Annotated in this window: 21 protein-coding genes; 5 read left to right on the top strand and 16 right to left on the bottom strand. The window is 39.8% G+C overall.

All coding sequences use genetic code 11. The features are described from left to right. Nucleotides 1-5: 5 nt before the first annotated feature. Nucleotides 6-1,367 (bottom strand): 1-acyl-sn-glycerol-3-phosphate acyltransferase, encoded by a 1,362-nt coding sequence (locus PALPR_RS00595; protein WP_013443650.1) that lies wholly within the window; start codon nucleotides 1,365-1,367, stop codon nucleotides 6-8. A gap of 18 nt (nucleotides 1,368-1,385) precedes the next feature. Further along, complete coding sequence (locus PALPR_RS00600; RefSeq protein ID WP_013443651.1) at nucleotides 1,386-2,339, bottom strand: bile acid:sodium symporter family protein; 954 nt, start codon at nucleotides 2,337-2,339, stop codon at nucleotides 1,386-1,388. Between the two features lie 153 nt (nucleotides 2,340-2,492). On the opposite strand from PALPR_RS00600, the gene PALPR_RS00605 reads away from it, so the two are divergent. Continuing rightward, nucleotides 2,493-3,317: a peptidylprolyl isomerase gene (locus tag PALPR_RS00605; protein WP_041620091.1), complete on the top strand. Its 825-nt coding sequence runs from the start codon at nucleotides 2,493-2,495 to the stop codon at nucleotides 3,315-3,317. Between the two features lie 42 nt (nucleotides 3,318-3,359). Here PALPR_RS00605 and PALPR_RS00610 read toward each other — a convergent pair whose 3' ends face one another. The 14 genes from PALPR_RS00610 to dxs all read right to left on the bottom strand — a co-directional run bounded on the left by PALPR_RS00610 (nucleotide 3,360) and on the right by dxs (nucleotide 20,595). Then, nucleotides 3,360-4,877, bottom strand: coding sequence for a DUF4301 family protein (locus PALPR_RS00610; RefSeq protein WP_013443653.1), 1,518 nt, complete (start codon nucleotides 4,875-4,877; stop codon nucleotides 3,360-3,362). A gap of 29 nt (nucleotides 4,878-4,906) precedes the next feature. Next, nucleotides 4,907-5,965: a DUF6340 family protein gene (locus PALPR_RS00615; RefSeq protein ID WP_013443654.1), complete on the bottom strand. Its 1,059-nt coding sequence runs from the start codon at nucleotides 5,963-5,965 to the stop codon at nucleotides 4,907-4,909. Between the two features lie 39 nt (nucleotides 5,966-6,004). Continuing rightward, on the bottom strand, nucleotides 6,005-6,751 hold the full coding sequence (locus tag PALPR_RS00620; RefSeq protein ID WP_013443655.1) for an MBL fold metallo-hydrolase: 747 nt from the start codon (nucleotides 6,749-6,751) through the stop codon (nucleotides 6,005-6,007). A 52-nt stretch (nucleotides 6,752-6,803) separates the two neighbouring features. Then, nucleotides 6,804-8,135 carry a methyltransferase RsmF C-terminal domain-like protein gene (locus PALPR_RS00625; RefSeq protein WP_013443656.1) on the bottom strand — a complete coding sequence of 444 codons (1,332 nt, stop codon included), beginning with the start codon at nucleotides 8,133-8,135 and terminating at the stop codon, nucleotides 6,804-6,806. 113 nt (nucleotides 8,136-8,248) lie between these two features. After that, entirely contained in the window at nucleotides 8,249-8,503 is a 255-nt protein-coding gene (locus PALPR_RS00630; RefSeq protein WP_013443657.1) for a hypothetical protein, read from the bottom strand. Nucleotides 8,504-8,675: 172 nt separating this feature from the next. Continuing rightward, nucleotides 8,676-10,052: a dipeptidase gene (locus PALPR_RS00635; RefSeq protein WP_013443658.1), complete on the bottom strand. Its 1,377-nt coding sequence runs from the start codon at nucleotides 10,050-10,052 to the stop codon at nucleotides 8,676-8,678. Between the two features lie 254 nt (nucleotides 10,053-10,306). Continuing rightward, a complete protein-coding gene (ettA, locus tag PALPR_RS00640) occupies nucleotides 10,307-11,977 on the bottom strand; it encodes an energy-dependent translational throttle protein EttA (protein WP_013443659.1) in 1,671 nt (556 codons plus the stop codon). A 125-nt stretch (nucleotides 11,978-12,102) separates the two neighbouring features. Next, nucleotides 12,103-13,050, bottom strand: coding sequence for a phytoene/squalene synthase family protein (locus PALPR_RS00645; RefSeq protein WP_013443660.1), 948 nt, complete (start codon nucleotides 13,048-13,050; stop codon nucleotides 12,103-12,105). A gap of 98 nt (nucleotides 13,051-13,148) precedes the next feature. After that, nucleotides 13,149-14,585 (bottom strand): phytoene desaturase family protein, encoded by a 1,437-nt coding sequence (locus PALPR_RS00650; RefSeq protein WP_013443661.1) that lies wholly within the window; start codon nucleotides 14,583-14,585, stop codon nucleotides 13,149-13,151. Nucleotides 14,586-14,806: 221 nt separating this feature from the next. Further along, entirely contained in the window at nucleotides 14,807-15,436 is a 630-nt protein-coding gene (locus tag PALPR_RS00655; RefSeq protein WP_013443662.1) for an RDD family protein, read from the bottom strand. A gap of 221 nt (nucleotides 15,437-15,657) precedes the next feature. After that, on the bottom strand, nucleotides 15,658-16,641 hold the full coding sequence (locus PALPR_RS00660) for an NAD-dependent epimerase/dehydratase family protein (RefSeq protein ID WP_013443663.1): 984 nt from the start codon (nucleotides 16,639-16,641) through the stop codon (nucleotides 15,658-15,660). A 484-nt stretch (nucleotides 16,642-17,125) separates the two neighbouring features. Next, a complete protein-coding gene (locus tag PALPR_RS00665) occupies nucleotides 17,126-18,007 on the bottom strand; it encodes a chitinase (RefSeq protein WP_013443664.1) in 882 nt (293 codons plus the stop codon). A gap of 33 nt (nucleotides 18,008-18,040) precedes the next feature. Next, nucleotides 18,041-18,499: a globin domain-containing protein gene (locus PALPR_RS00670; protein ID WP_041620095.1), complete on the bottom strand. Its 459-nt coding sequence runs from the start codon at nucleotides 18,497-18,499 to the stop codon at nucleotides 18,041-18,043. 152 nt (nucleotides 18,500-18,651) lie between these two features. Next, nucleotides 18,652-20,595, bottom strand: a complete 1,944-nt coding sequence (dxs, locus tag PALPR_RS00675; protein WP_419185431.1) for a 1-deoxy-D-xylulose-5-phosphate synthase — start codon at nucleotides 20,593-20,595, stop codon at nucleotides 18,652-18,654. A 482-nt stretch (nucleotides 20,596-21,077) separates the two neighbouring features. Between dxs and ilvD the strand changes: the two genes are divergently transcribed. The 4 genes from ilvD (at nucleotide 21,078) to PALPR_RS00695 (ending at nucleotide 26,049) form a co-directional block, all read left to right on the top strand. Then, complete coding sequence (ilvD, locus tag PALPR_RS00680; protein ID WP_013443667.1) at nucleotides 21,078-22,910, top strand: dihydroxy-acid dehydratase; 1,833 nt, start codon at nucleotides 21,078-21,080, stop codon at nucleotides 22,908-22,910. Nucleotides 22,911-23,035: 125 nt separating this feature from the next. Beyond that, a complete protein-coding gene (gene ilvB, locus PALPR_RS00685; RefSeq protein WP_013443668.1) occupies nucleotides 23,036-24,736 on the top strand; it encodes a biosynthetic-type acetolactate synthase large subunit in 1,701 nt (566 codons plus the stop codon). A 1-nt stretch (nucleotide 24,737) separates the two neighbouring features. Beyond that, nucleotides 24,738-25,289, top strand: a complete 552-nt coding sequence (gene ilvN, locus PALPR_RS00690; RefSeq protein WP_148226493.1) for an acetolactate synthase small subunit — start codon at nucleotides 24,738-24,740, stop codon at nucleotides 25,287-25,289. 13 nt (nucleotides 25,290-25,302) lie between these two features. Further along, nucleotides 25,303-26,049, top strand: a complete 747-nt coding sequence (locus PALPR_RS00695; RefSeq protein ID WP_013443670.1) for an acyl-[acyl-carrier-protein] thioesterase — start codon at nucleotides 25,303-25,305, stop codon at nucleotides 26,047-26,049. Nucleotides 26,050-26,102 lie beyond the last annotated feature (53 nt).

The following is a 26,102-nucleotide window of genomic DNA, read 5'->3' on the forward strand; positions in this document are numbered from 1 at the left end:
GGAAATTATTTCAACGAGTCATCAGAAATCATCCGGATTATTTGCTCACGCAATGTTTGAGCAACAAGTAATTCGGATGATTTTTTTTGTACCAGAATCTTGTATCGACATTTGGCAATGTGTTTCTTTGTTCTGCTGTACCAGCTTAAAGCTATTTTTCCCAAAGGAAATTGACTAAAAAAGAAAAGCAGTAAACACCACCATTCCGAACTAATCACACAGCCGAAAAGGATTGTTTGCAGAATGTAGCATAATGGAAAAGTGAGCATTCCCAATCCAAATTGTAGCGAACTGAAAAAACCTGTAAATTCAGGTTTTATGACGTACTTCCTGATAAAAACAGGCGCAAGGAAAGGGATAACATTCAGCGCAAAACCGATTAAAAAGATGGGAAGAGTTACAATGCTCAATAATCCGTTTAAAAGCAAATTAGTTGCTGAAGCGACTTGCTTATCTAATATTCCACTTCTCAGATTAAGCTTTTTTAATGCGATGGTGTATTTTGAGCACAATTCAGCCAATGATTTCACTCGCTCGGGACGGGAACTCTCTAACGCTACTAATCTTTCTGCAACAGTTTGTCGGGCTTTAAATCTGTTTAAGGTGTTTTCCGGTAAATTTAATTCGTTCAATGTGCTTACAGTTGCGGTTTCGGTTGCAGTTTCAAAGTATTCGTAATAATTCTCTGTAGCCAGATTGAACGATAACTTTTCCAAATCGGTTCGCAATCGATCTCTGATTTCATTGGTGGCAGTTACAGGATTTTCATTGTAACTATTCATGTAATCAGCTACATCAATTGGTTTTCCCACATTAATGATGATGTGTTTATTGGCTTTTACAATGCTTCCAAAATCAAGTCCAACAGGAATTATCTTTACACTGTTTTGAACTTCCAGCTTTTGTTGTGCTGCAAATGCAATCCGAAAAATGCCTTTTACTAATGGGCGAAGTTTACGTTCAATTTCCTGATTACCTTCAGGCATTATACCCAATGCCTTTTTATTCATTAGCACTTCAACACACATATCAAATACCTCGTTGTTTCTCCCGAGGTTCTCCATGCCATCGCGCATCCTAAAGGCAGGCATGATCTTGACAAAACGTAAGAATTTAGCTGCGTTCTTATTTTTGAATAAATCTGCTCTGGCAAGGAATATAATAGGTAATGTCGATCGAACAATAGCGTGAACCGCAATTGCATCCATCAGGGCATTTGTATGATTTGGGGCAAATATTACAGGGCCTTCAGTTGGTATATTTTCCTTTCCGGTAATTATAAATTCGCCATAATAACGCTTAAAAGAAAAGACTGTATATCTTCTGGTTAAATTAAATGCGAGAGGAAGATCGTATATGTTCGCCATAGAAATTGATAGTTGTAATTAATTAATTTTTAATGGTTTTCCCGACCAGTAAGTAGCAATACTAAGACCGGAGATTATATGCCATATTCCCCACCAAGCTGTGATGAACAGCATTCCTCCAAGTGCCATATCGTGCGGAAAAATCTTTGTGTTGAAAAGCAGTACCAATCCTAAACCGGAATTCTGAATGCCCATTTCTATCGTGATTGTTCTTCTGTTGCGGTTTGAAACTTTGAATATCGAAGCAAGCGAAAAACCAGTCAGGAATGCCAGCAGATTATGTAGGAGGACAATGAAGAATACGTAGAATATGTGTTTTAGAAACAGATCCAGGTTGTTGGAGAATGCTAAAACAACCAATAGGATGAAAAAGACGATGGAGATGTATTGAATAGGTTTTTTCAATTTTTCAGTAATTCGGGGGAAGTATTTTGCAAAAAGAATTCCCAGAATTAGTGGTATGCCCAGCAGTAGAAAAACAGTTTCAAACATTTGCAGATTATCTATTTCCAGTGATTGCAATAGATGTCCGGCTTTGTTGCTAACAAAATGCATATACAAGCCTCCCCATAATGCAAAATTGAACGGCGTAGTAAATGTTGCTAATATTGTGGTGCTGGCACTTAATCCCACAGAGAGTTCTGTATTTCCCTTTGCATACGAGGTCATGAAATTGGATATATGTCCGCCCGGACAGGCTGCTACCAAGAACATTCCCATTGCAATGGTGGGCGTAATGAAATTGTTGAGTGCTATAACAAGCAAAAAAGTCATAAAAGGTAACGCAAATATATGTCCGAACAACCCCACCAAATAGGGCTTTGGTTCTTTGAATATTTCAATAAATTGCTTTGGTTTAATGCTTAATGCCACACCAAACATGATAAAACCCAGCACAATATTAATAAAATGCATACCCGATGCCGAGAAATTTATTCGGATAGGATCTAATTGCTGTAAAGCTTCGTACATAATTATCGTTTCTCTTTCTTTTTAACCCTACAAATATATGAATTTATTACTGTTTTGCTTGTTTTTCTGTGTTGGATAAAGATGTTTTGTTTAATCTGATTTTTATGTACCTTTGTTTTAGTGTTTAAGTAATGTCCAAATTGTATGAAATATATGCGGAAAACTATCCTTTTATTGTTATTCACAATGTTTATTGTGTCTGAATCGTGCGTTGGTAAAAAGAATAACGGAGATATTATTGTCCGTTTAGAAACTACTTACGGTACAATCAAAGTGAAGTTATATCCTGAAACGGTTAAGCATCGTGATAATTTTCTGAAGTTAGTAAATGCTGGATATTACAATGGCGTTTTGTTTCATCGTGTAATAGCCAATTTCATGATTCAGGCAGGTGATCCAAAATCCAAAACGGCTCAAGCGGGAGAGATGCTCGGATCGGGTGACGTAGGATATACAATTCCGGCAGAGTTTATTTATCCTCAATATTATCATAAACGCGGAGCATTGGCGGCAGCTCGTGAAGGTGATCAACAAAATCCGAAAAAAGCCTCATCGGGCTGTCAATTCTATATTGTCCAGGGCAAGAAATTTACCGATGCGCAGTTGGACAGTCTTGAAGGAGTTAGGATGGTGAAGTTGGAAGAGAAAATGTTTCAGGAAATTGGACAAAAAAAGCTGGCTGAAATAACCCGATACAGAAAAGAAAACAATCAAAAGAAACTGGATGCGATGGGCGATTCGATTATGACGGTAGTGCAAACTCATTTAAAAAATCATCCGACCTATAAATATAGTGCTCAACAGCGTAATGATTATAAAACACTGGGTGGTTCTCCGCATTTGGATGGTAATTATACTGTTTTTGGAGAAGTGATAGATGGGTTGAATATTGTTGATAAAATTGCTAATGCAACAACTGACGACAATGATAGACCTATAGAAAACATTAAGGTCATAAAAGCTACAGTAGAAAAATAATAGCCATATATTTTTTATATATGGCTATCAGGTTATTATTACTTATTGATGTTGAGGTCTTAGCAAATCATTGACCGTTTTTACAGGATTGAATGTTTCGATCGGCACTTCTACGAAAATGGTGTTCCAATCGCTCATTGCTCCGTTCCACAGGCCAGGTAGTTCTAAAGCTTTCAATTCCTTTCCATTTTTCGATTTCAATGAAATAAATCCGGTATTTTTATCTACGTGCTTTAGTAAATCAAATTTCTCGCCTTTATAATTTTTCACCGCACAAACTAAGTCAACCGGATTAAAATGCGTAGATTTCAGCATTTTTTCTTTATCCGAAGGATTGTTGAGGTCTATTTGAGAACTTTCCAGAATCTGAGGAGAAATTGTACCATCCGCATTTACAGTAAGAAATGGACCACCACCTGGTTCACCCACATTCTTTACCATTCCACAAACACGCATCGGACGATTTAATTTATTGTATAAATATAAGCGTAATCCATTATTTGAAAGCTTTTCTATACCATCAGAATGGTTGTTCAGTCGTGTTTCGCAAAACTGCGCAATAACTGAAAGTTTAGCCGCAGAAATTGATTCGTTTTCAAGTTCATGCAAGTAGCTGAAAGTCTGCTTTTGAAGATTTATCAGTATTCCGGCAATCACTTTCTTGTAAATAACTGTCAACTCTTTGAGCGAATCCGGTACGACATTATCTATGTTTTTGATAAATATAATATCGCCGCTCAGATCATTCAGATTCTCGATAAGTGCACCATGTCCACCGGGACGGAAAACCAGAGATCCTTTTTCCCTGAAAGGCTGATTATTCTCATCGGCGGCTATAGTGTCTGTAGATGGTTTTTGTTCTGAAAAACTCACGTTATAACTCACACCATATTTTTCTTCAAAAGCGTTGAGCGATTCATCCAGATGTTTTCCAAACAGCAAGCGGTGCTCTTTGGATACAGTGAAGTGAATGTTGACATTGTTTGACTTATTTGCAGCATATAAAGCTCCTTCAACAAGGTGCTCCTGTAGTGGCGTGCGTTTTTCGGTCGGGTAGGAGTGGAAGCGCAACAAACCTTTGGGCAAAGAGCCATAATTTAAACCGCTCTCCAGCAAAAGATTTGCAACAATTGGTTTGTATTGTTTGTTGCTGATCAATTCTTTTATAGATAGCTTGTTGTTTTCTAAACAAACTTTGTTCAGTTCATTATAGAATGCAAATTGCTCAATTTTATTGAAAAATGTATTTTCAAATTCGTTTTGCGGTTCGTTCTTATCACTTTCCAAAAACTCAAAAAGATCTTTGAACATTCTGCTGGCAGCGCCTGATGCCGGAACAAATTTAATGATGGTTGCTTCGGTTTGAAGGTAGTCATTCCATTGATTCAACGCATTTTTAAGTTCACTCTCATTAACTTGTATAATTCCTTTTTGTGGTTCGGCTGCATTTATTATTTTTAGAAAAGGAAATCCGGTAGCAAAGGACCGGAGTTGTTCATCAATCTGTTCAATAGAAATTCCACGTTGTTGAAGTATTTTATTATCAGCAGTGTTAAGCATATATAAGTCTTTTATTATTTTCTTTTTATTTATTCGGCTAATTGTATTTTCAGTGAATCTATCTCTTTTTTTCGGGTATTTAATTCTTCGATGTAGTTGGCAATTCGCATCACGGAATCGTAATTAGGGGTAGACAACTCTCCTAAAAGTGAGAAGCATGTTTTGGCATATAGCAAGGCGTTATCTAAATTTCCTGTTATTTCATAGGCTATAGCTAAATTGTTAGCTGCTTGAGATTTGGTCAGGCGGCTCTTTTCAGTATTGTAAGCAGTTTCCCATAAGTTTATAGCAGATTTCCAGTTTTTGACATAAACGGAATCCATTCCTTGTTTCATTGTTTTGTTTTTACTGTCGTAAAAATATCTGTCCACTTTATCCCAATATGGAATGAATCTGTCTACACATTTACGACCTACTGCCAGTGCCCCATCTATCAGAGCATCAGTTCTTTTTGGTAGCTCTTTTACTGCCTGTTTTATATTGTCCGAACTTGATTCCCAGGTAACAACATCCTTGAATTTTACTTTAGTTACATCCGGTTTGTTTAAATAGTGGATGCTCCAGGTACTTTCAAACTGAAGCTCAATAGTTGCAACAAAAGTGTTCTCTGCTGTGAAAGACTCTACGTATGACTCATACATATTGTCTATTACTTGTAATTTATCAAGTGAAAGAATAGCGTTGGCATGGTTGGCCTGACATAAACTTTTGACAGTATTTTCGTCTAGTTCGGTGATTTTGGAAAAATCGTTAGTTTTATTTGTAGAATTAGGTACGAGATTAATTGTAGAAAAAAAATCTTTTCCTTCTACATCTTCCAAAAGTGCGCCTAAACAATAAATAGACAGACTATCTGTAGATATGTCAACGTTTTTTGCTTTTTTGTTCAGTTGTTCTGTCTTATGTCCCTGATATGGTGGTTGAACCACTGTGTTGTTAACAAGCAGAAGGCTCTTTGCTTCGGGTGCAAAAGCTACCTGAGCAGGACGGAGAACATCCAGTGATGTATAGAGTAAAGGAGTACTACAAGATGTTATAAAAACAACTCCAAAAGTAAGGAGTATGAATTTTAGTTTTTGAGTTCTCATAATTAATTTGGCTATTGTACTGTAAAAATAGAAATTTTTTTATAATTTTAGTTCTAAACCATCATAAGCCAACTGAATATTTTCTGGTAATTGTTGGTTTACTAAGTTATGAAAGCCCATATGATGATTCATGTGTGTAAAAAAAGTCTTTTTAGCACCAATCTTTTTTGTAATTTCTAATGCTTCACTAAGCGAAATATGTGACATGTGAGGTGCCGGACGTAAGGCATTTAATACCAGAATATCCAAATTTCTTAGTTTTTCTATGCTACTTTCTTCTATTGTTTTTACATCGGTCAGATAGGCAAAATTACCAACTCTAAATCCAAAAATTGGTAATCTTGCATGCATTACTCTTATTGGCTGAATTTCTATGTTATTCACATAGAAAGGCTTGTCGGTTATTTCATGCAATTCAATGATCGGTGAACCCGGGTATCTTTTTTCTCCAAAACAATAAGGCATATTTTTTTGAATCACTTCACAAACTTTTTTTTCGGCATAAATCTGAGATTTTCCTAAAGGCCGTAAATCATCAATCCCACCAATGTGGTCATAATGTTCATGAGTAATAAGCACTCCCGATAGTTTATCTATTTTGTAAGTCAATATCTGTTGTCGTAAATCGGGACCGGCGTCAATTAAAATCTGAGATTCACCCTCACGAATCAACACAGAGGCACGCAATCGCTTGTCTTTAATATCTGTAGATAAACAGGTTTCACACTTACAGCCGATTTCGGGTACGCCCGTAGAAGTTCCTGTCCCAAGAAAAAGAATATCCATAATTAATCTGAAATTTTTCGGTTCATAGTCAGTGTTACAGGTCGGCTGTTCATTATAATTTCATCCTTATGCGCCATTCCTGAGGGTAAAGATTATTACATCTGTTTCCCATATTTTTTAGCCAGCCTAAAGCCTGACCTCTATAACAAACCAACAGGTAACCTCGTTTACTGTCAGGAAGAAAAATAGCTTCTTTTTTCAAAAATAAAATTGCAGTGTTTAAATCTACTTCCACCGTCTCTACAGATTCTTTATCAAGTCTCTTTGACAAGGCGACACTTGCCGAAGGTATAAAGTCAGTTCCTTTTATTTCGCCTAACAAAAGTCCTGATTGCATGCATTTCAGTTGTTTGTTTATCAACAGATAATCATTAAGCCTGTCGGTTGAAAATGCGTTGAGCCTGTTGTTATCATTAATTATTGTCCAATTGTTTGTGTCGGTTAAGGATATAGTCGGAATGTTATTTAATGCTACAATTTTTATGCCTTTTTTATCAGTCTTAATCTTATTGCTTGTTTTATTTGTTTGTGAGGTTTTCCTTACCACAGAAATAAAAAATCCTTCTCCTTTAGTTTTATGTGGATAAAATCTGTAGCCGTAATCGCTACTTATTATGTCAGAGTTTGCCTGTAAATCAATTTTCAGAAGATCAGCACCAAGTTCTTCGCATATCCAACACACATTATTTTCATTCTCTTCCCGATTAAAGGTGCAAGTGCTGTAAACCAAGATGCCGTCTTCTTTGAGCGAGTCCCATACAGAGCTAAGTATCTCACGCTGGCGTGTAGCACATAAGCTAACATTATATTCCGACCACTCGTCGATAGCTCCTGCATCTTTCCGAAACATTCCTTCGCCTGAACAAGGTGCATCTACAACAACTGCATCAAAAAAGCCCGGAAGGTTGGAAAAATCTTTGGGTTCATTATTCGTTACTACAACGTTCGGATTTCCCCATTTGATAAGATTTTCTGCTAGAATATATGCTCTTGATCGGATAATCTCATTGCTTACCAACAAACTGTTTTCCGATAAGGCCTGAGATAAAAGAGTTGATTTTCCTCCGGGTGCAGCACACAAGTCTAGGACTGTTCGAGCCTCTTTGAAATGTTGCATAACGGCTTGTTGGAGAAACATAGAGCTGGCTTCCTGCACGTAATAAACTCCGGCATGAAAAAGCGGATCGGCAGTAAACAGGGGGCGTTCATCCAAATAATAACCAGTCTCACACCAAGGAACCTGATTTTTTGATGGTGCGTAATCCATTTTGTTGTTCACTCGGATACTTGTAGGAGGAGTTTCACCAAGAGCTTTCTCAAGTGCTCCAAAATTATCTCCCAGTAATTCAGTAGTTCGTTTAATAAAGGCTTCGGGTAAAGTCATTGAATCAATTCTAATTTATAGCAGGCTTAAATTTGTTGTTTTAATCGTATGTATTTCAAAAAAGAAAGCAGTGAGGTTGTTTGTCACTGCTTTCCGGATAATTTATGAGAAAATTATGCTTTGTGAGCATCAAGTATACTGATTGCCATTTCGAGAATTTTTGTGTCATCCAACATTACTAATCCACCATCGGGTCCGGGTTCTATATGTACTCCGCAACTTTTACCATCTTTGTAGTCGTGTCCTCCAAAATAATTACGCACTGTTTCTTTTTCCAGACCAAGTTCTGAAGCGATCTTAGTCATACTGCCGCTTGGAAGAGCATCTTTCACCCTCCTCAGCTCGTTGAATGTTATCGTTTTTGTCATGACATTAAGTATTAGAATTGTTTATAAAAAAGTTTTCTAAAAGTGCAATAAACGTAATGTTTTCTTTTTAGTTTACAAAACAATTACAGGAATATTTTTCTGAAAAATACTTAATGAGATTTAAGTTTTTCGCTAATATTCAGATTATTAGTATTGTATGTATTATGCAACGTTATGACTTCTTATCAGACTGAATTTGAAGATAGAATTCTGTAATCGTTCTGATTCCTTTAAAAAACAGATCGATGGGGAAATTTTCATTGGGAGAGTGAATAGCATCTGATTCAAGCCCAAAGCCCATTAATAGAGGTTTCACTTTCAATACTTTTTCAAAGACAGGAATAACACCTATACTTCCTCCACGGCGCACAGGTAAGGGTTTTATACCAAAAATTTTAGTATAGGCAGCTTCGGCTGCTCTGTATTCAGGAGAGTCGATAGGGCAAACATAGCTTTGAGATCCGTGCAAAAAATCTACTTTTACTTCTACGTTCTCAGATGCGATTTGCTTAATATGCTTTGTTACCAGTTCAGCAATTTTTTCGTATTGTTGATGAGGAACTAAGCGAGCGGAAAGCTTCGCAAAGGCTTTTGATGGGAGAACGGTTTTTGTTCCTTCGTCAGTATAACCGCCCCAAATACCGCATACATCCAATGCAGGGCGTATACCGGTACGCTCTATGGTGCTGTATCCTTTTTCGCCCGAAACGTTCTTGATGCTGAGCTTTTTCTTATAATCTTCTTCGTCGAATGGTATTTGAGCAATCAGTTCTCGCTCGTAATCAGAAACTTCTTCCACGTCATCATAGAAATTTGGAATGGTTATTTTTCCTTCCGAATTGGTTAGTTGAGCCAAAATCTTGGTTAGCTCCATTATCGGATTGGCCACTGCGCCTCCGAAAATCCCCGAATGTAAATCTCTGGAAGCAGAAGTGACTTCTATTTGCCAATAAGCCAGTCCTCTCAATCCGGTAGTGATGCTTGGTGTTTCAGCCGATAGCATGCTGGTGTCAGACACTAAAATGGTATTACAACTAAGCATTTCGGCATTTTCACTACAGAATTTTTCCAGATTTTCCGAGCCAATTTCTTCTTCACCTTCCAAGAGAAATTTCACATTGTATTTCAGCTGATTGGTTTTTACAAGGTATTCAAAAGCTTTTGCATGCATAAATGACTGACCTTTATCGTCGTCGGCTCCACGTGCAAAAATTTTACCGTCTCTTATTTCGGGTTCAAAAGGTGATGATTTCCACAATTCAAGTGGCTCAGCCGGCATGACATCATAATGTCCGTAAACCATTATTGTAGGGAGAGCCGGGTCTGTCACTTTAGTGGCAAATACAATCGGATTACCATCAGTAGGAAATATATTTACTTCGTCAACGCCAGCTTCGAGCAACAGTTCTTTCCATCTCTGAGCGCATTGATGTATCTCGGTTTGCCGGTGGCTGTGAGCGCTTACACTCGGTATTCTGATAAGGCTAAATAATTCTTCAAAAAAACGATTTTGATTTTCAGTTATATAGGCGTTTATGTCTGTTTTCATAATGCTCAATAATAATGATTTACGACTAAATGTTTGTCAGTCGTTTTATTTGTATTTTGTTCAAAAAAGTATTTTGCAAAGATACAATTTATTGTTTTACGAGATGAGTTACTTTATGGGGATTCCTTCTGAAATGTATGATATCAGTATAATGACAGAATAGAAAAATAGTTTTGAAAAAAAATCGCTTCGCCAGTATGTTCCGGCGAAGCGATTCTTCTGTCATGCATTTAATTTTTTTGTTCTGCTGGTAATTAAACAATCAGTTTCTTGTAGCGAATTCGTTTCGGACCTTCGTCACCCAGACGCATCTTTTTGTTTTCTTCGTATTCTGAGTACGATCCTTCGAACACAAATACCTGTGAATTGCCTTCGAATGCGATGATGTGAGTACAAATACGATCGAGGAACCAACGGTCGTGCGATATAACAACGGCGCATCCGGCAAAGGCTTCCAGCCCTTCTTCCAAAGCACGCAAAGTGTTTACGTCAATATCATTGGTAGGCTCGTCGAGTAGCAGCACGTTAGCTTCTGATTTCAGTGTGAGAGCCAAATGAAGTCGGTTTCGTTCACCACCGGACAATATTCCGCAAAGTTTTTCCTGATCGCCACCGGCAAAGTTGAACCGTGAAAGATAAGCACGTGCATTAATTTCTTTGCCTCCAACACGTATAAATTCTGTTCCTCCGGAAATAACCTGATAAACGGTCTTTTCGGGGTCGATATCTGCGTGGCTCTGATCTACATAACCGATTTTTACTGTTTCTCCAACTTCAAATGTTCCCTTGTCGGCCTTTTCGAGTTCCATCATCAGACGGAAAAGTGTGGTTTTACCCGCACCGTTCGGACCGATAATTCCTACAATGCCATTGGGTGGAAGCATAAAATTGAGGTTTTCGAAAAGTAATTTTTCTCCAAAAGCTTTAGAAACATCAATGGCTTCAACTACTTTGTTTCCAAGACGAGGTCCGTTTGGAATAAAAATCTCGAGCTTTTCTTCTTTTTCCTTTTGATCTTCGTTTATTAATTTGTCATAAGCTTCCAGACGGGCTTTTCCCTTAGCATGTCTGGCTTTAGGCGCCATGCGTACCCAGTCCAACTCGCGTTCCAGCGTTTTTCTGCGTTTGCTGGCTTGCTTTTCTTCGCTGGCCATACGGGTGGTTTTTTGTTCCAACCACGAGGTGTAATTTCCTTTCCACGGAATTCCTTCGCCACGGTCCAGTTCCAGAATCCAGCCCGAAACATTATCCAGGAAATATCGATCGTGGGTAATGGCAATAACAGTTCCGGCATATTGCTGAAGGTAATGTTCCAGCCATTCTACCGATTCGGCATCCAGGTGGTTGGTTGGCTCATCGAGCAATAATATGTCGGGCTGACGAAGTAACAAGCGACAAAGCGCTACACGGCGACGTTCACCTCCGGAAAGCACGGACACCTGAGCATCTTCATCGGGGCAGCGAAGTGCATCCATGGCACGCTCCAATTTATTATCCAGATTCCACGCATCAGCATGATCCAGCAATTCCTGCAATTCACCCTGACGTGCAATCAGTTTATCGAAATCGGCATCGGGCTCGGCAAATTGTTCGTTGATGCGTTCGTACTCGGCAAGCATATCTACTATTTCCTGAACACCTTCCTGAACGATTTCTTTTACAGTTTTAGACGGGTCGAGGTGAGGCTCTTGTTCTAAGTAACCTACCGAGTATCCGGGAGAGAAAACTACTTCGCCATCGAAGGTTTTTTCAACTCCGGCAATGATTTTCAGCAGCGTAGATTTACCCGAACCGTTGAGACCTATGATTCCGATTTTTGCACCATAGAAAAATGAAAGATAAATGTTGTTCAATACTTTTTTTTGTGGTGAAAATGCCTTGCTGACTCCCACCATAGAGAAAATAACTTTTTTATCGTCGGCCATAATTGTATTAGCGATTTTTGATTTACGATTTTAGAATGGAATGCAAAGATACAAAGAAAGAAGGAATTGGAAAATGGGTATCGCTGTGCTTCTTGTTAGCTTATCCATTGCCTTTTGTGTGGTCGTTAATAATAAGATAATGCCTGTCGGTTGGATATTTCAAATTTTTCAATCACTTTCCAAACCTGTCCCTTAATTTCTTGTGGAGTCGGATTTAGTTCTTCGGTAGTGAATGTTCCGTTTTCGATATCGATACGCTCAAAAACCATCAGGTAAAGCGAAAAAATAATTTCAAGGCTCAGCTGGCTACGCGGCTCCAGTTGCGGTTTAATGCTTTGCATTACTTCGTACGTTTTTTGGCGATAGTTATCAGCCACAGCGTAAAGTTCACGAATCATTTCCCGAAAACCGCTTGTAATTTCAGCTCCCTGAGCCATAGCCAACAGATTTTCTCTGTTAAGGCCATTTTTAGCCATCAAATCGTCGGGAAAATAATTGAGATTGTGGGTGTGATCTTTTACAAAATCCCGAATGATGTGTACCACATAGCTAAATACAGCACAGGGAGTTGCTGCTTGTTTTACATCGAATTTTGGTGCGATATATTCATTGTTTTCTTTTTTTAATCCGCATAAATGCACAAAGATAGACGCCGGAGCTACCGATGCGCCACTGGCATAATCAAGATAATGTTGCAATGTTGGGAATCCATCGTTGTAAACATCATAAATCATCGATTTGGCAAAGGCTTCGAGCGGCCAGGCGGGAATATGAAATCGCTGAACAGTTTGGATTATTTCGTTTTGAGTAAGGCAGTTTTCCGATGCACTCACAATGGTGTTGATCCAAGTGTTTACTTCCCGTTCAAATTGGGCTTTATCTTCATTTGCAATCGTTTTGTGTTCTGTCTTGTAATTATCAATCAGGTCGTCGATGGCACGCATGAATTTATAGCAAACCTTTGCGGCCTGATATCTTTCTTCATCCCAAAAGCGGGCGGCTATCAATATATTCGGATGATCGATTATTTTCTCGAAATTGATAGATTGGAAAATGTCTGTATAAAGTTTCATAGATTAAATTATAAACCCCTAACCCCTAAAGGGGAACTTAGCTACCGTCGTCTGGTTTTTGTTAAGATATAAGAGACATACCTAACATAAATTCCCCTTTAGGGGTTAGGGGTAGATTTTTCATTTTTCAGTATTCTCTCGCTTGTTAGTTTGGCCGATAGGAGCACCAGCGGAACTCCATTGCCGGGATGCGTGCTTCCTCCCACGAAATAAAGGTTCTTATATTTTTTGTGGTTGTTGTGCGGACGGAAATATCCCATTTGAAAAATAATATGGCTTAAGCTCCCGAATACCGAACCATTGGTAACATTGCAATAGCTTTCCCATGTCTTTGGAAGGTAACACGTTTCAAACTTTATATGTTCTTCTATGTCGGTCATTCCGGCTTCTTTTAGTCGACGGATTACTCCTTCGCGCGCCGTTTGTTTTAGTTTTTGCCAATCTTGTTCCAGGTTTCCAGCCAGTTGCGGAGCGGGTACAATGATTGAGAGCGTATCTTCATTTTCGGGAGCTGCCGACTTATCGGTTCGTGTCGGAGCATGTATGTAAAAGCTGGGATTGTCTGATAATGATTTTTCATCAAAAATCTTCTCCATGCCTTGTTTGTAAGGGTCGTTCAGAAAAATGCTGTGATGATCCAGTTGCGGATAAATTTTATCCATTCCCCAATGAAAAACAATGGCAGAGCAGGAATATTCTTTCTTTTTCAGCCGTGCCGCTACTTTTTTATCGGGTAGAAGCTCCGAGTATACATAGGGTAAATCGGCATTAGCTATCACCAGATCAGCATTGATTATCTTGCCGTTTTCCAGTTGAATTCCATTCGTTTTATTGCCGCTTACAATGATTTTAGCTACCGGTTTCTTATAATGAAACTTCACTCCCAGCGGCAGTGCTTTTTCAAGTAATTTGGTCACGACCTTGTGCATTCCGCTTTGAGGAAACAAAGCTCCTTCGGTGATTTCGGCAGCGGGTAGCATGGAGAAAAATGCCGGCTGTTTGTAGGGGTTTTGCCCCACGTAGATATTCTGAAAAGTAAACGCCATTTGCAGACGGCGGTCTTTAAAGAAACGTTTGATGTAATCAGTGTGTTTTATCCAGGTTTTCAGTTTGATAAGTAACCATACACTCTTCATATTTATAAACTGAAACATGTGATAAAAGTTCCTGTTCAGTAAGCCGTCCATTGATTGATGAAAGAAACCATAGCCTTCTTTTATGTATCGTTCGTAATGCGCATTGCTTCCGGGTTCTATAGCTTCCAGTTGCGATTTCATTCTCTCCGGTTTACGAGTAAAAGCAAAGTCGGAACCATCGCTGAAGAATAATTTATATACAGGTTCCAACGAAGTAGTTTCAAGTTCTTTGTCCATGTCCATGCCCAGTGCCGAAAAAATCTCGCGGTAGAGCGATGGCATGAGCAAGATGGTAGCTCCCAGATCGAACCGGTGTCCGGCTTGCAGCATTTGACCACACCGGCCACCCGGGTTGGCATTTTTCTCGTATACTTCTACGGCAAAGCCTTTTTGTGCCAAAAAACGGCGGTGGCTATTCCGCCCACACCTGCACCTATTACGACTGCTTTTTTCTTCTCATTCATTGGTTACCTATAACTCTGTTGCGTTTTTGCAAAGATACAAAAAAGCTGTAATGCAAAAGACTCTAATAAACTATAAACATGCTTATGAAAAAAATAGTGATAAAATGACTTTCTATCACTTTATCACTATCTGTTGTCTCATTCGTTTCGATATAATTATTCTACTTCTTCGGTATCTGTCTGGCTTATTATCTCTCTGATTTTATCGAGCATCACTGCTTTTACAACCACTGTTCCGGCTATAAAATCGTGTGTTGACCGTTTTCTGGCATTGGAAACCAAAACAATAAGTCCACTGAGTGTCCATAGCCCGCTTAGCCATGACTCTACCTTATTGGGAATAGGATTAATACTTCCAAGTAACTGATTTCTTTTGAGAAACCCTAAACTTGTATAGGTAGCGTCGTCAATCATGTTTAGTGTCAGAATCATTACGTAAACACCCAGAATGGCCAGAAAGAATTCAACGGAATACCTGTAGCAAGCAGCACGCCAATCAATGTCATCACCGTTTTTTTGTATTATTTTTATTCCCATAATCAATTTACCGGGTGTTCCTCCGTAAATTTTCACCAGCACCACTTCGTAAATAACATATACGAGCAAGCTGGGTACAACGGCATAAAAATAGGCCGACTTACTTAAACCGTTCACGTACATCATAAGCCCCACAATTGGCAACATTATAATGATATCTAAAATTTTGGCTGCTAAGCGAGGTCCAAATCCGGCATAAACATCTCCGTTTAATCCGGAGAATCTTTTTGGCAATAGTTCATTTTTCATTTTTAGTTCTTTGTTAAGTTTGTTTTTTGTATTTAGAATCAGTGTAATTTCTTTTCAAAATTTACGATGCAAATTTATAGAATATAACATTAACATCCAAATTTTTTTGGAAGAAAATAAATATGTTTTTTAGCATAAATAACAAAACCCCCGAAAGTACTGGGCTTTCGGGGGGGTGTTATTTTATTTGTCGCGAATGCTAAAGAGCGACCAATCGAAACTTATAATTTCCGGAAATCATTGATGATTTTATTCATTACATTGTTGATGTGTTCGTCCGGTTCTTCGTTTATCATATTTTCTTTATACCAATCTACTATTTCTTTTGCTCCTTGTCGGAATCCGATGCGGGGGTTGAAGTCGGGAACATAGTTGCGGATTTTGGTATTATCGAAAATCATACTGTGCGTTTTATCACCCAGCAAACTATCGCCCATATTTTTGTCGTAACGGGCAATTACTTCGGATGGAACATGCACCAGATGAGGAGTAACCCCAAGTTCGGCAGCCATAATGCCGAAAATACTATCCCACGATAGCCATTCGTCGGATGTGATATGAAATGCTTCGTTGATGGCGGCATTATTGCCCAGCAACCCGACTAAACCTACCGCAAAATCGGCATGGTGAGTCAGTGTCCAGATAGACGACCCATCACCATGAACCACCACCGGCAGCCCTTTCAGCATTCTGTGCAGCACGGTGTATCCGCCTTCAAGTGGGATGAGCGTTTTACTGTACGTGTGCGATGGGCGAACAATGGTATATGGAAATCCATTTTTCTGAAATTCTGCTTTAAGCAAACTTTCACAGGCAATTTTATTTCGGGAATACTCCCATACGGGGTTGCTCAGCAGAGTTTCCTCGGTTACGGGGAGCTTTTCGGGTGGAGTTTGGTATGCCGAAGCCGAACTGATAAACACAAACTGATCTGTTTTGCCTGTGAAGAGCTCTATGTCCTGCTGGATATGTTTCGGCAGAAAAGCAATAAAATCAACTACCGCGTCAAAGTGATGGCCGACAATGGCTTGCTCCACCTCACCCGGGTTTCTGATATCGGCAATAATTGTTTTGGCTCCTTTTATAGCGTGCGTACTTGCGCTGAATCCCCGGTTTAAATGATATAAATCAATACCCCGACTGATTGCCCGTTCAGAACATGCCGAACTGATATTGCCCGTTCCTCCAATAAATAATACTTTCATATCAACCCATTTTAGTGAATGTTGTGTTTTTTGTCAATATAGCGATCAGCCTTTTTTCAATTTCTTGGCTCTCTTTTCTTCCTTTTTTTTCTTTCGGAGTTTTGAGAGGCTCTTTTTTTTACTGTTTTCTTTGCGTCCTGAGATTTTGCCATGATTTCTACGTTTTAATAGTTTGTATTTGTGTTTAATCCCGCCAATTGATTTGATAGTTATTTCCGCTCTTTTGTTTTATATTGGGAATACTTAATGATATTTTTTATCGCAGTAGCACACATAGAAATAATGAGAGAAAAAGACTTAGGTCAGATAGTAAAAGTATCTTGACGATACTTTTGCTCAGTCTGTAATTATCCCGATATTCGGGATGATACTATGTGTTCTTGGTCTTATATTTTCTATTTAAAAAACTAGTGTGATCTATGTGGCAAAAACATATCAAGAGAAATTACTATTCGCTTTAGTTTCCTGTGAAAGATTGAAATTGTTATTGCCCAAAAGGTTTCTGGTCGGTGCAGGTAATGTTTTCGCCCGGCGAAACATGAAAGTAGTTGCAAAAATACCTATAATATTCGTAACGGTACGAAGTTTTTTCCAGTTCATTGCCATTTCCGCATTCCACGCCGCCGTTTATCACGTTCAGCGTTGCACCAAATCCGGGTACGCGTCCCTTTTGCAGGTCATTGGCAGTAGGTTTCCATTTTCCGGTCATTATATCGTGACACGATGGTTTCGGAAATTGGGGCGTCATCCAAAACCAGAGAGCCGATGCAAATGCTAATTCGCCATCTTCCGCCAGCAGTTCGGGATGCTGTAGCAAGGTATCTTTAGATCCAAACCATGCTTCACTGAATTGTCCGTAGTTATAATTCCAGCTCAATTGTTTAGGCCCGCGCCCGTAATAGTATTTACCTGCCACCGGAGGATAGTTTTTCTTCGACGAATCGGCATAGGGATTGATTATCCCCTGTTGGTTTTCTTCAACATAGCGAAGTCCCCATTTGAAATAGCCGCCCGGAGCCTCTGCCCAGCCTCCGCTAGTTTCCTGAGCAATATTGGCCAAAAAAGCTGACAGTTCACGCTTTTGAGTCTCGCTATCACTGTTCAGGAAATCGGGAAAATGTTTTGCCGCCTCTACCAGTGCTTTGAATGAATAAAAATCGCCGGTTACTTTTAGCGGGTCGATGGAGTTGCATCCGTATCGGTTCGGGAAAAGTTTATTCCACTTAGCTTCGTTCAGAAGTTTAGTCAGTTTGGTTTTTTTGTGTTGGTTGTCCAACAGTCGTATTGGTTCTTTCGTAGAAATGGTTGTTTGCGAAAACCCGTTAATAGTGAGGATAGATAGGAGAATGATTAAAGCTTTTTTCATCGAAAGAATAAGTGATGTTGATTATTTTCGGAGCTATATTTTTCCTTTAATTTTAAATGTTCCGCCGGGTGTGTTGACCATCCAATTGGAAAAGACGTTGATATAATTCCAGAACGAAAGTACTAAATTTTCAGGAATATCAAGTTCGAGCAGCACTTTTTTATAACAATTTAGCCAAACCACTCTTCCTTCGGGAGCAATGGAAAACTGAGAGTGCCTGTCCATCATCATAGGCCTTCCTCTGCGTTGGTTGAAATAATCAGGTCCTCCGCAAATCTGAATCATAAAATCGGCAGAGTTTTGTTTGGCTATTTCAAGTTCGGCATCGTCTTTTGGGAATAATTTTTTGATGTCACTCGCGCGCAGCAGGTCGTAATGTTTACTGACCATATTGCGTATCCCTTTTTCGCCAAGTGCTTTGTAAAAATCCGGATCCGGTTTCGTAACGTCGGGGCGTTCACCGAATTGATAAGAGTTTATTTTTAAATCCATCGTGTTTGTATTTTTTGTTAGCGACATTTCCTGTTTTTATACTGAAATAAATGCAATTAAATAACTCCATCCGGCGGCTGATTGTTCGGCTTTAAAACAGATTAGCTATAGAATCTGTTCTATAGCTAATCTGTCTCTTCTTGTTCGTTTTTTTATACTTTCAGTTTTTCGTGCTTCAGGTTTTTCGAACAACCTATCCAGTCTGTTATACTTTTGGCTATTCCTTCAGCATCAAGACCCAGCATGTTGTATAGTTCCTCAGGTGTTCCGTGTTCAACAAAGCTGTCCGGTATACCAAGTCGCTTAAGCCGCGGTGTGTAATTATGTTCCGACATGAATTCCAGCACGGCACTACCAAATCCTCCCTGAATAACGCCATCCTCTATCGTTACTATTTGCTTGAATTTTTTGCCAATTTCGTGAAGCATTGCTTCATCTATCGGTTTAAGGAAGCGTATATCGTAGTGTGCCACGGATATCTCCCATTCATTTTCCATTTGTTCAATAGCCTTTTGGGCATTGGTAGCCATGGTGCCTATGGTCAGTATTGCCAGGTCTTCACCTTCTTTGAGGCATTCTCCTTTGGCAATTTCCAGCGCTCTCATGGGTTGTCGCCAGTCAACAATAGTTCCTTTGCCACGCGGATAGCGAATTACAAACGGTCCCATGTCGGGTTGCTGAGCTGTGTACATCAGGTTTCTGAGTTCAATTTCGTTGCGGGGTGCAGCTATAGTCATATTCGGAATGCAACGCATGTAGGCCAGGTCAAATAATCCATGATGGGTGGCTCCATCGGAACCAACTATTCCGGCTCTGTCCAGACAGAACACCACGTTCAGATTTTGCAACGCCACATCGTGAATCACGTTATCGTAAGCACGTTGCATAAACGAAGAGTAGATATTGCAAAACGGCAATAAGCCTTCTTTAGCCATTCCGGCCGAAAAAGTTACGGCATGACCTTCGGCTATTCCTACATCAAAAACTCTATCGGGTAATTCCTGTTGCATGAAAGTCATCGAACAGCCTGAGGGCATGGCGGGAGTTATTCCCATTATTTTTTCGTTGCTCAAAGCCAGCTTTAGCAAAGTTTTTCCAAAAACATCCTGAAAGAGTGGGGGAGTAGGGTTGTTTGGCACACAAGTGTTTCGTTCGCCGGTTTCTACATTAAATTTACCGGGAGCATGCCATACAGTTGCCGACTTTTCAGCCGGTTCATATCCTTTCCCTTTTTTCGTGATGACGTGCAGCACTTTGGGGCCTTTGAAATTTTTAATCTCGGACATTATTCGGACCAATCCGTCTACGTCATGACCATCCACCGGTCCAAAGTAGCGGATATTCATTCCTTCGAAGATATTATTCTGGTTGGATAAGGTTGCTTTTACGCTGTTGTTGAATTTCGTTATCCGTTGAATGTTGTTATCGGTAATGATATTCATCTTTTTCAGCAGATTAGCCGCTCTGAATCTTATCTTATTATAGGTGCGCGAGGTGGTAATGTCTACCAGGTATTGCGTAAATCCGCCCTGGACAGGGTCAATTGCCATCTGGTTGTCGTTCAGAATAATCAGCAGGTTGTTTTTGTTTACCGATGCATTGTTTAATCCTTCGAAAGCCAAACCGCCTGTCATGGCTCCATCACCGATTACAGCCACCACATTCCGGTTTTTCTCTTCTTTAAGCAGCGACGCTACAGACATACCCAATGCTGCCGATATAGAGGTGGATGAATGCCCTACACCAAAAGAATCGTATTCGCTTTCTTTGGGAGTGGGAAAACCACATAAACCTTTAAATTGCCTGTTTGTATAAAATTGATCGCGTCGTCCGGTCAGAATTTTATGTCCGTAAGCCTGATGGCCAACATCCCATATAATGCGGTCGTGAGGCGTATCGAAAACGTAGTGGATTGCCACCGTAAGTTCAACCACACCTAGATTGGAACCTAAATGTCCCGGGTTCTTTGATACTTCATCGATAATAAATTGTCGAAGATCATCGCAAACCGCCGGAAGTTCATTTCTGCTAATTGCTTTTAAATCAATAGGTGAGTTTATGTGGTTAATATATTGATAGTCTTTTTTTTCCATGATATTGTCAAAATAGCTTACAAAAATAATATAAATTTGCCATCATTTTCCATCTTAGACTGCTTATCTTTGTGGCAGATATATTTTTCATATAACACATTCGCACCCAAATTGCTCATTTTATATAGAATAATGATTTTTTCGAATAAAATAAGCCCGATTCCTTACAATCTATACAAAAATAACAATTATTTCTTCCAAACTATTTGAGGTTTCAATTTCTTGCCTTATCTTTGCAGCCGAAAAACAAACAAAATTATGACTTCTCAACGCCTTTATACAATTCTTGTACTCGTCGTGCTTCTTTTGGTCAACAATCAGAGGTGAGATGGTTACGTGTATAAATGTATGTTAAATACAAAAAACCTTTCTCACCATAACGGAGAAAGGTTTTTTATTTTGAGGGATTGCCCAAAGCCCTTATGGGATTTGGAAATGATGAGTTACTAACTAATTAAAATTCCCCTTAGGAATTACGAGGCTATATGAAACAAGAATTACGTAGTGCTACAAGCACAGGTGGTCGGAGAATGGCCGGAGCCCGCTCCCTTTGGCGTGCAAATGGTATGACTGACAAACAAATGGGAAAACCTATTATTGCTATTGTAAATTCATTTACACAGTTTGTTCCCGGACATGTTCATTTGCATGAAATAGGTCAGAAAGTAAAAGCTGAAATAGAAAAACTTGGTTGCTTTGCAGCTGAATTTAATACGATAGCCATCGATGATGGAATAGCCATGGGACACGATGGAATGCTATATTCATTGCCATCGCGCGATATTATTGCTGACAGTGTGGAATACATGGTGAATGCTCATAAAGCTGATGCCATGGTTTGTATCAGTAATTGCGATAAAATTACTCCGGGAATGTTGATGGCAGCAATGCGACTAAACATCCCGACTATTTTTGTTTCGGGAGGACCAATGGAGGCAGGAGAACTTGATGGAAAACATCTCGATTTGATTGACGCCATGGTACAATCGGCTGACGAAAGCGTATCCGATGATCAGGTGAAACGCATAGAGAATGCCGCTTGTCCAACTTGCGGATCTTGTTCAGGAATGTTTACGGCTAACTCCATGAACTGCCTGAACGAGGCAATCGGACTGGCTTTGCCCGGAAATGGAACAATCGTAGCCACTCACGCAAACCGCACGCAACTATTCATCGATGCAGCTAAAAAGATCGTTGAGAATGCTAATAAATACTACTTTGATGGCGATGACAGCGTTTTGCCACGTTCCATCGCTACCCGTCAGGCTTTTCTGAATGCCATGAGGCTTGATATTGCCATGGGCGGATCTACCAATACAGTTCTTCATATTTTGGCTGTAGCACATGAGGCTGAAGTTGAGCTGACCATGGACGATATGGATTTCCTTTCTCGCCAAACTCCCTGCTTATGTAAAGTGGCTCCAAATTCTCAAAAATATCATATTCAGGACGTAAATCGAGCCGGTGGAATTTTGGGAATTCTGGCAGAATTAAGCAAAGGTGGTTTACTTGATACTTCGGTTCGCCGGGTAGATGGTTTGACTTTGGCTGAAGCCATTGAACAATTTGATATTACCAGTCCTAAGGTTTCTGCCGTAGCGATTGAAAAATATAAGAGCGCACCTGCTCACAAATTCAATCTGGTAATGGGCTCTCAGCATACACAATATCCCGAACTGGACGGCGATCGAGTCAACGGTTGTATCCGTGACATTGAACACGCTTACACCAAAGATGGTGGATTGGGTATACTGAAGGGGAACATTGCGCAGGATGGATGCGTTATTAAAACCGCCGGTGTCGACGAAAGTATCTGGAAGTTTAGCGGACCAGCTAAAGTTTTCACTTCGCAGGATGCTGCGTGTGTGGGAATTTTGAAAGGCGATGTGGTTTCGGGCGATGTGGTGGTAATTACACACGAAGGTCCAAAAGGAGGACCGGGCATGCAGGAAATGTTATACCCAACGTCTTATATCAAATCAAAACATCTTGGAAAAGAGTGTGCTTTGATTACCGATGGTCGTTTTTCCGGTGGAACATCCGGCTTGTCTATCGGACATGTTTCGCCGGAGGCAGCATCCGGAGGAAATATAGGATTGATTCAGAATGGTGATATTATCGAAATAGATATTCCAACCCGTTCAATTAATGTGAAAGTAAGCGAGCAAGAATTGCAAAAACGTCGCGAAGCTGAATTAGCCCGTGGCAAAGATGCATTCAAGCCTAAAGATAGAAATCGTGTCGTTTCAAAAGCCCTTCGTGCATACGCCAGCTTGGTAAGCTCTGCCGATAAAGGTGCTGTGAGGATGATAGATTAAAAACCCCTAAATCCCCTAAAGGGGACTTTTTGGAGGGTTTGCGTTTTGAGAATTTTATGATTTGTGAATAACTTTATTATTTCACTCTTTAAGTCCCCTTTAGGGGATTTAGGGGTTATTATATTATGGAAACAAAAACTAAAATAACAGGAGCTCACGCTTTTATGCAGGCTCTCGTAAAAGAAGGCGTAGATACCATATTTGGTTATCCGGGCGGTGCTATTATGCCCGTTTTTGATGCGCTTTACGATTACGATAAACATATAAATCATATTCTTACACGTCACGAACAAGGAGCAACACATGCTGCTCAGGGTTACGCGCGTGTTTCGGGCAAAGTAGGGGTTTGTCTGGTTACTTCGGGACCTGCTGCAACCAATACCATTACCGGCATAGGCGATGCCATGTTGGACAGTACACCCATGGTGGTTATCACCGGTCAGGTTGCTACACCACTCTTAGGTACCGATGCTTTTCAGGAAATCGATGTGGTTGGTATCACACAGCCTATTACTAAATGGGCTTATCAGATTCGTCGCCCCGAAGATATAGCCTGGGCTGTTGCCCGTGCTTTTTACATAGCGCGTACCGGCCGTCCGGGTCCGGTTGTTCTTGACTTAGCTAAAAGTGCCCAAACTCAGGAAGTGGAATTTGAGTATAAACCCTGCACTTTTATTCGGAGTTATTTGCCAATTCCCGAATTACAACCTTCGCAGATTGAGGCTGCTGCTGCATTGATTAATGGAGCCAAAAAACCTTTTGCGTTGGTAGGTCAGGGAGTTGTATTGGCAAATGCAGAAGAGGAATTGAAAGTATTTTTAGAAAAAGGAAATATCCCGGCAGCCTGGACACTGCTTGGTGCTTCGGCTATGTCAAGTGATTTCCCTTTGAATAAGGGTTTCTTGGGAATGCACGGAAACGTGGCTCCAAACATGAAGACCAATGAGTGCGATGTGTTGATAGCTATCGGGATGCGTTTTGATGACCGTGTAACCGGTGATTTGAAAACGTATGCCAAACAGGCGAAAATTGTACATTTAGATATTGATGCGGCTGAAATTGGCAAGAACGTAATTCCTGATGCTCCGGTATTGGGAACGGCTAAAGAAACATTGCCGGCATTGACAGCTAAAATTAAAGAAGCGAAACATACTGAATGGATTGCTTCGTTTGAAGAATACGAAAAACTTGAATTTGAAAAAGTAATACAACGCGAAGTTTATCCTGAATCGGGTGAAATTACGATGGGTGAGGTTATTCATAAGGTATCGGAAGCTACCAAGAATAATGCGGTTATCGTAACGGATGTGGGACAAAATCAAATGCTTGCTGCACGATATTCAAACTATTCGCAGACTCGAAGTTTAGTTACCTCCGGTGGTTTAGGTACCATGGGATTTGGTATTCCGGCTGCTATGGGTGCTAAAATGGGCGCTCCTGATCGTACGGTGTGTATGTTCAGTGGTGATGGCGGCTTCCAAATGACTATTCAGGAGCTGGGAACAATCATGCAGGAGCAAATCGGAGTGAAAATGATTATTTTGAACAATCATTTCCTTGGGATGGTGCGTCAATGGCAGGAAATGTTCTTCGAAGAACGTTATTCATTTACCGAAATGGTAAACCCCGACTTTATTGCTATTGCCAAAGCATATCGGATTGATGGAACCGAAGTTCATAAACGTGAAGAACTTGATGCTGCTATTGCTGACATGCTGAAAGATGATAAACCATATCTATTGGTTGTAAATGTAGAGAAAAAAGGCATGGTATTCCCTATGGTTCCGGCCGGTGCTTGCGTTACTAACATTTTATTGGGAGATTAAAATAATGGAAACTAAATTATACACGATTACCATCTTTTCGGAAAACACAGTGGGTTTGTTGGGGCAGATAACCATTATTTTTACCCGACGTTCCATTAATATCGAAACGCTTTCTGTGTCTCCATCGGCTATTAAAGGTATTCATAAGTTTACAATAACGCTTTTTGCTACGGAAGATATAGTGTCGAAAGTGGTGAAGCAGATTGATAAACGAATTGATATATTAAAAGCATATTATAATACGGATGAAGATTTGGTTTTCCAGGAGATAGCTTTATACAAAGTTGCTACTGAAAAACTGCTCGAAAAAGGCTCAATAGAAGATCTTGTCAGAAAATATCATATCCGTATTCTGGAAATGAATAATGATTTTGTAGTTTTGCAAAAGGCCGGTCATTATAACGAAACCCAGCAAATGTTTGAGGAGTTGAGCGGGTCGATAGGTGTATTGCAGTTTATTCGTTCAGGACGTGTGGCTATTACCCGATCGAAGGTAGAGCGCCTGAGCGATATGCTGAACGCAATACAGGAAAAGTACGGAGAGAATAATTGAAAACATCGTTTCAATGTCGTTAAAAAAAACATATTCATTTCAGATTCAACCGCAGTTTGTCGATTTTCAATTTCGTGCAACAATGTCTTCGTTGGGAGATATTTTGCTTACAACGGCTCAGTTTAATGCTGATGACAATGGTTTTGGACTGCGTCGCCTGAACGAAATGGACTGCTCGTGGGTGCTTACGCGTATGGCCATTGAGATGAACCGGTTTCCGGAACAATACGAGAATATTGAAGTGGAAACATGGGTGGAAGAAGTTGGGCGGGCCAACACGACTCGTAATTTTTGTATTCGGGATGCTAAGGGTGAAATTATTGGTAATGCATGTTCGGTATGGGTGTTTTTTGATATGAAAACGCGCCGCGCCAAGGATTTGCAAACGCTTGAGGGTATTCATGACTTTGCAAACGGCGAAGAAGGATTGATTGATAAACCCATTAAATTAGGAGCTGTTGATGGTGATGAATACGATGGTTTCAAGGTGAAATACAGTGATATTGATATAAACGGACACGTTAATAGCATACGGTATATTCAATGGATAAGCGATTGCTTTTCATTGAGTTGTTACCGGAAATATCAGGTGAAGCGATTTGAAATAAACTATGTACACGAAATGCTGTATGGCGATTTTGTGGAAATTGTGGGGATGAAGGTTGAAGATAATGACTTTCGTTTTGAGATAAAGAAGGATGACAAAATTGCCTGTCGGGCAAGAGTGGTACTGATTCCTAACACTTCTACGGATCTCTGAATTTTGAGAAAACAGTAATTAGAACAAAATATAACAAATAGTATAAACAATTA

Origin of the sequence: Paludibacter propionicigenes WB4 (assembly GCF_000183135.1) — a bacterium.
Taxonomy (GTDB): domain Bacteria; phylum Bacteroidota; class Bacteroidia; order Bacteroidales; family Paludibacteraceae; genus Paludibacter; species Paludibacter propionicigenes.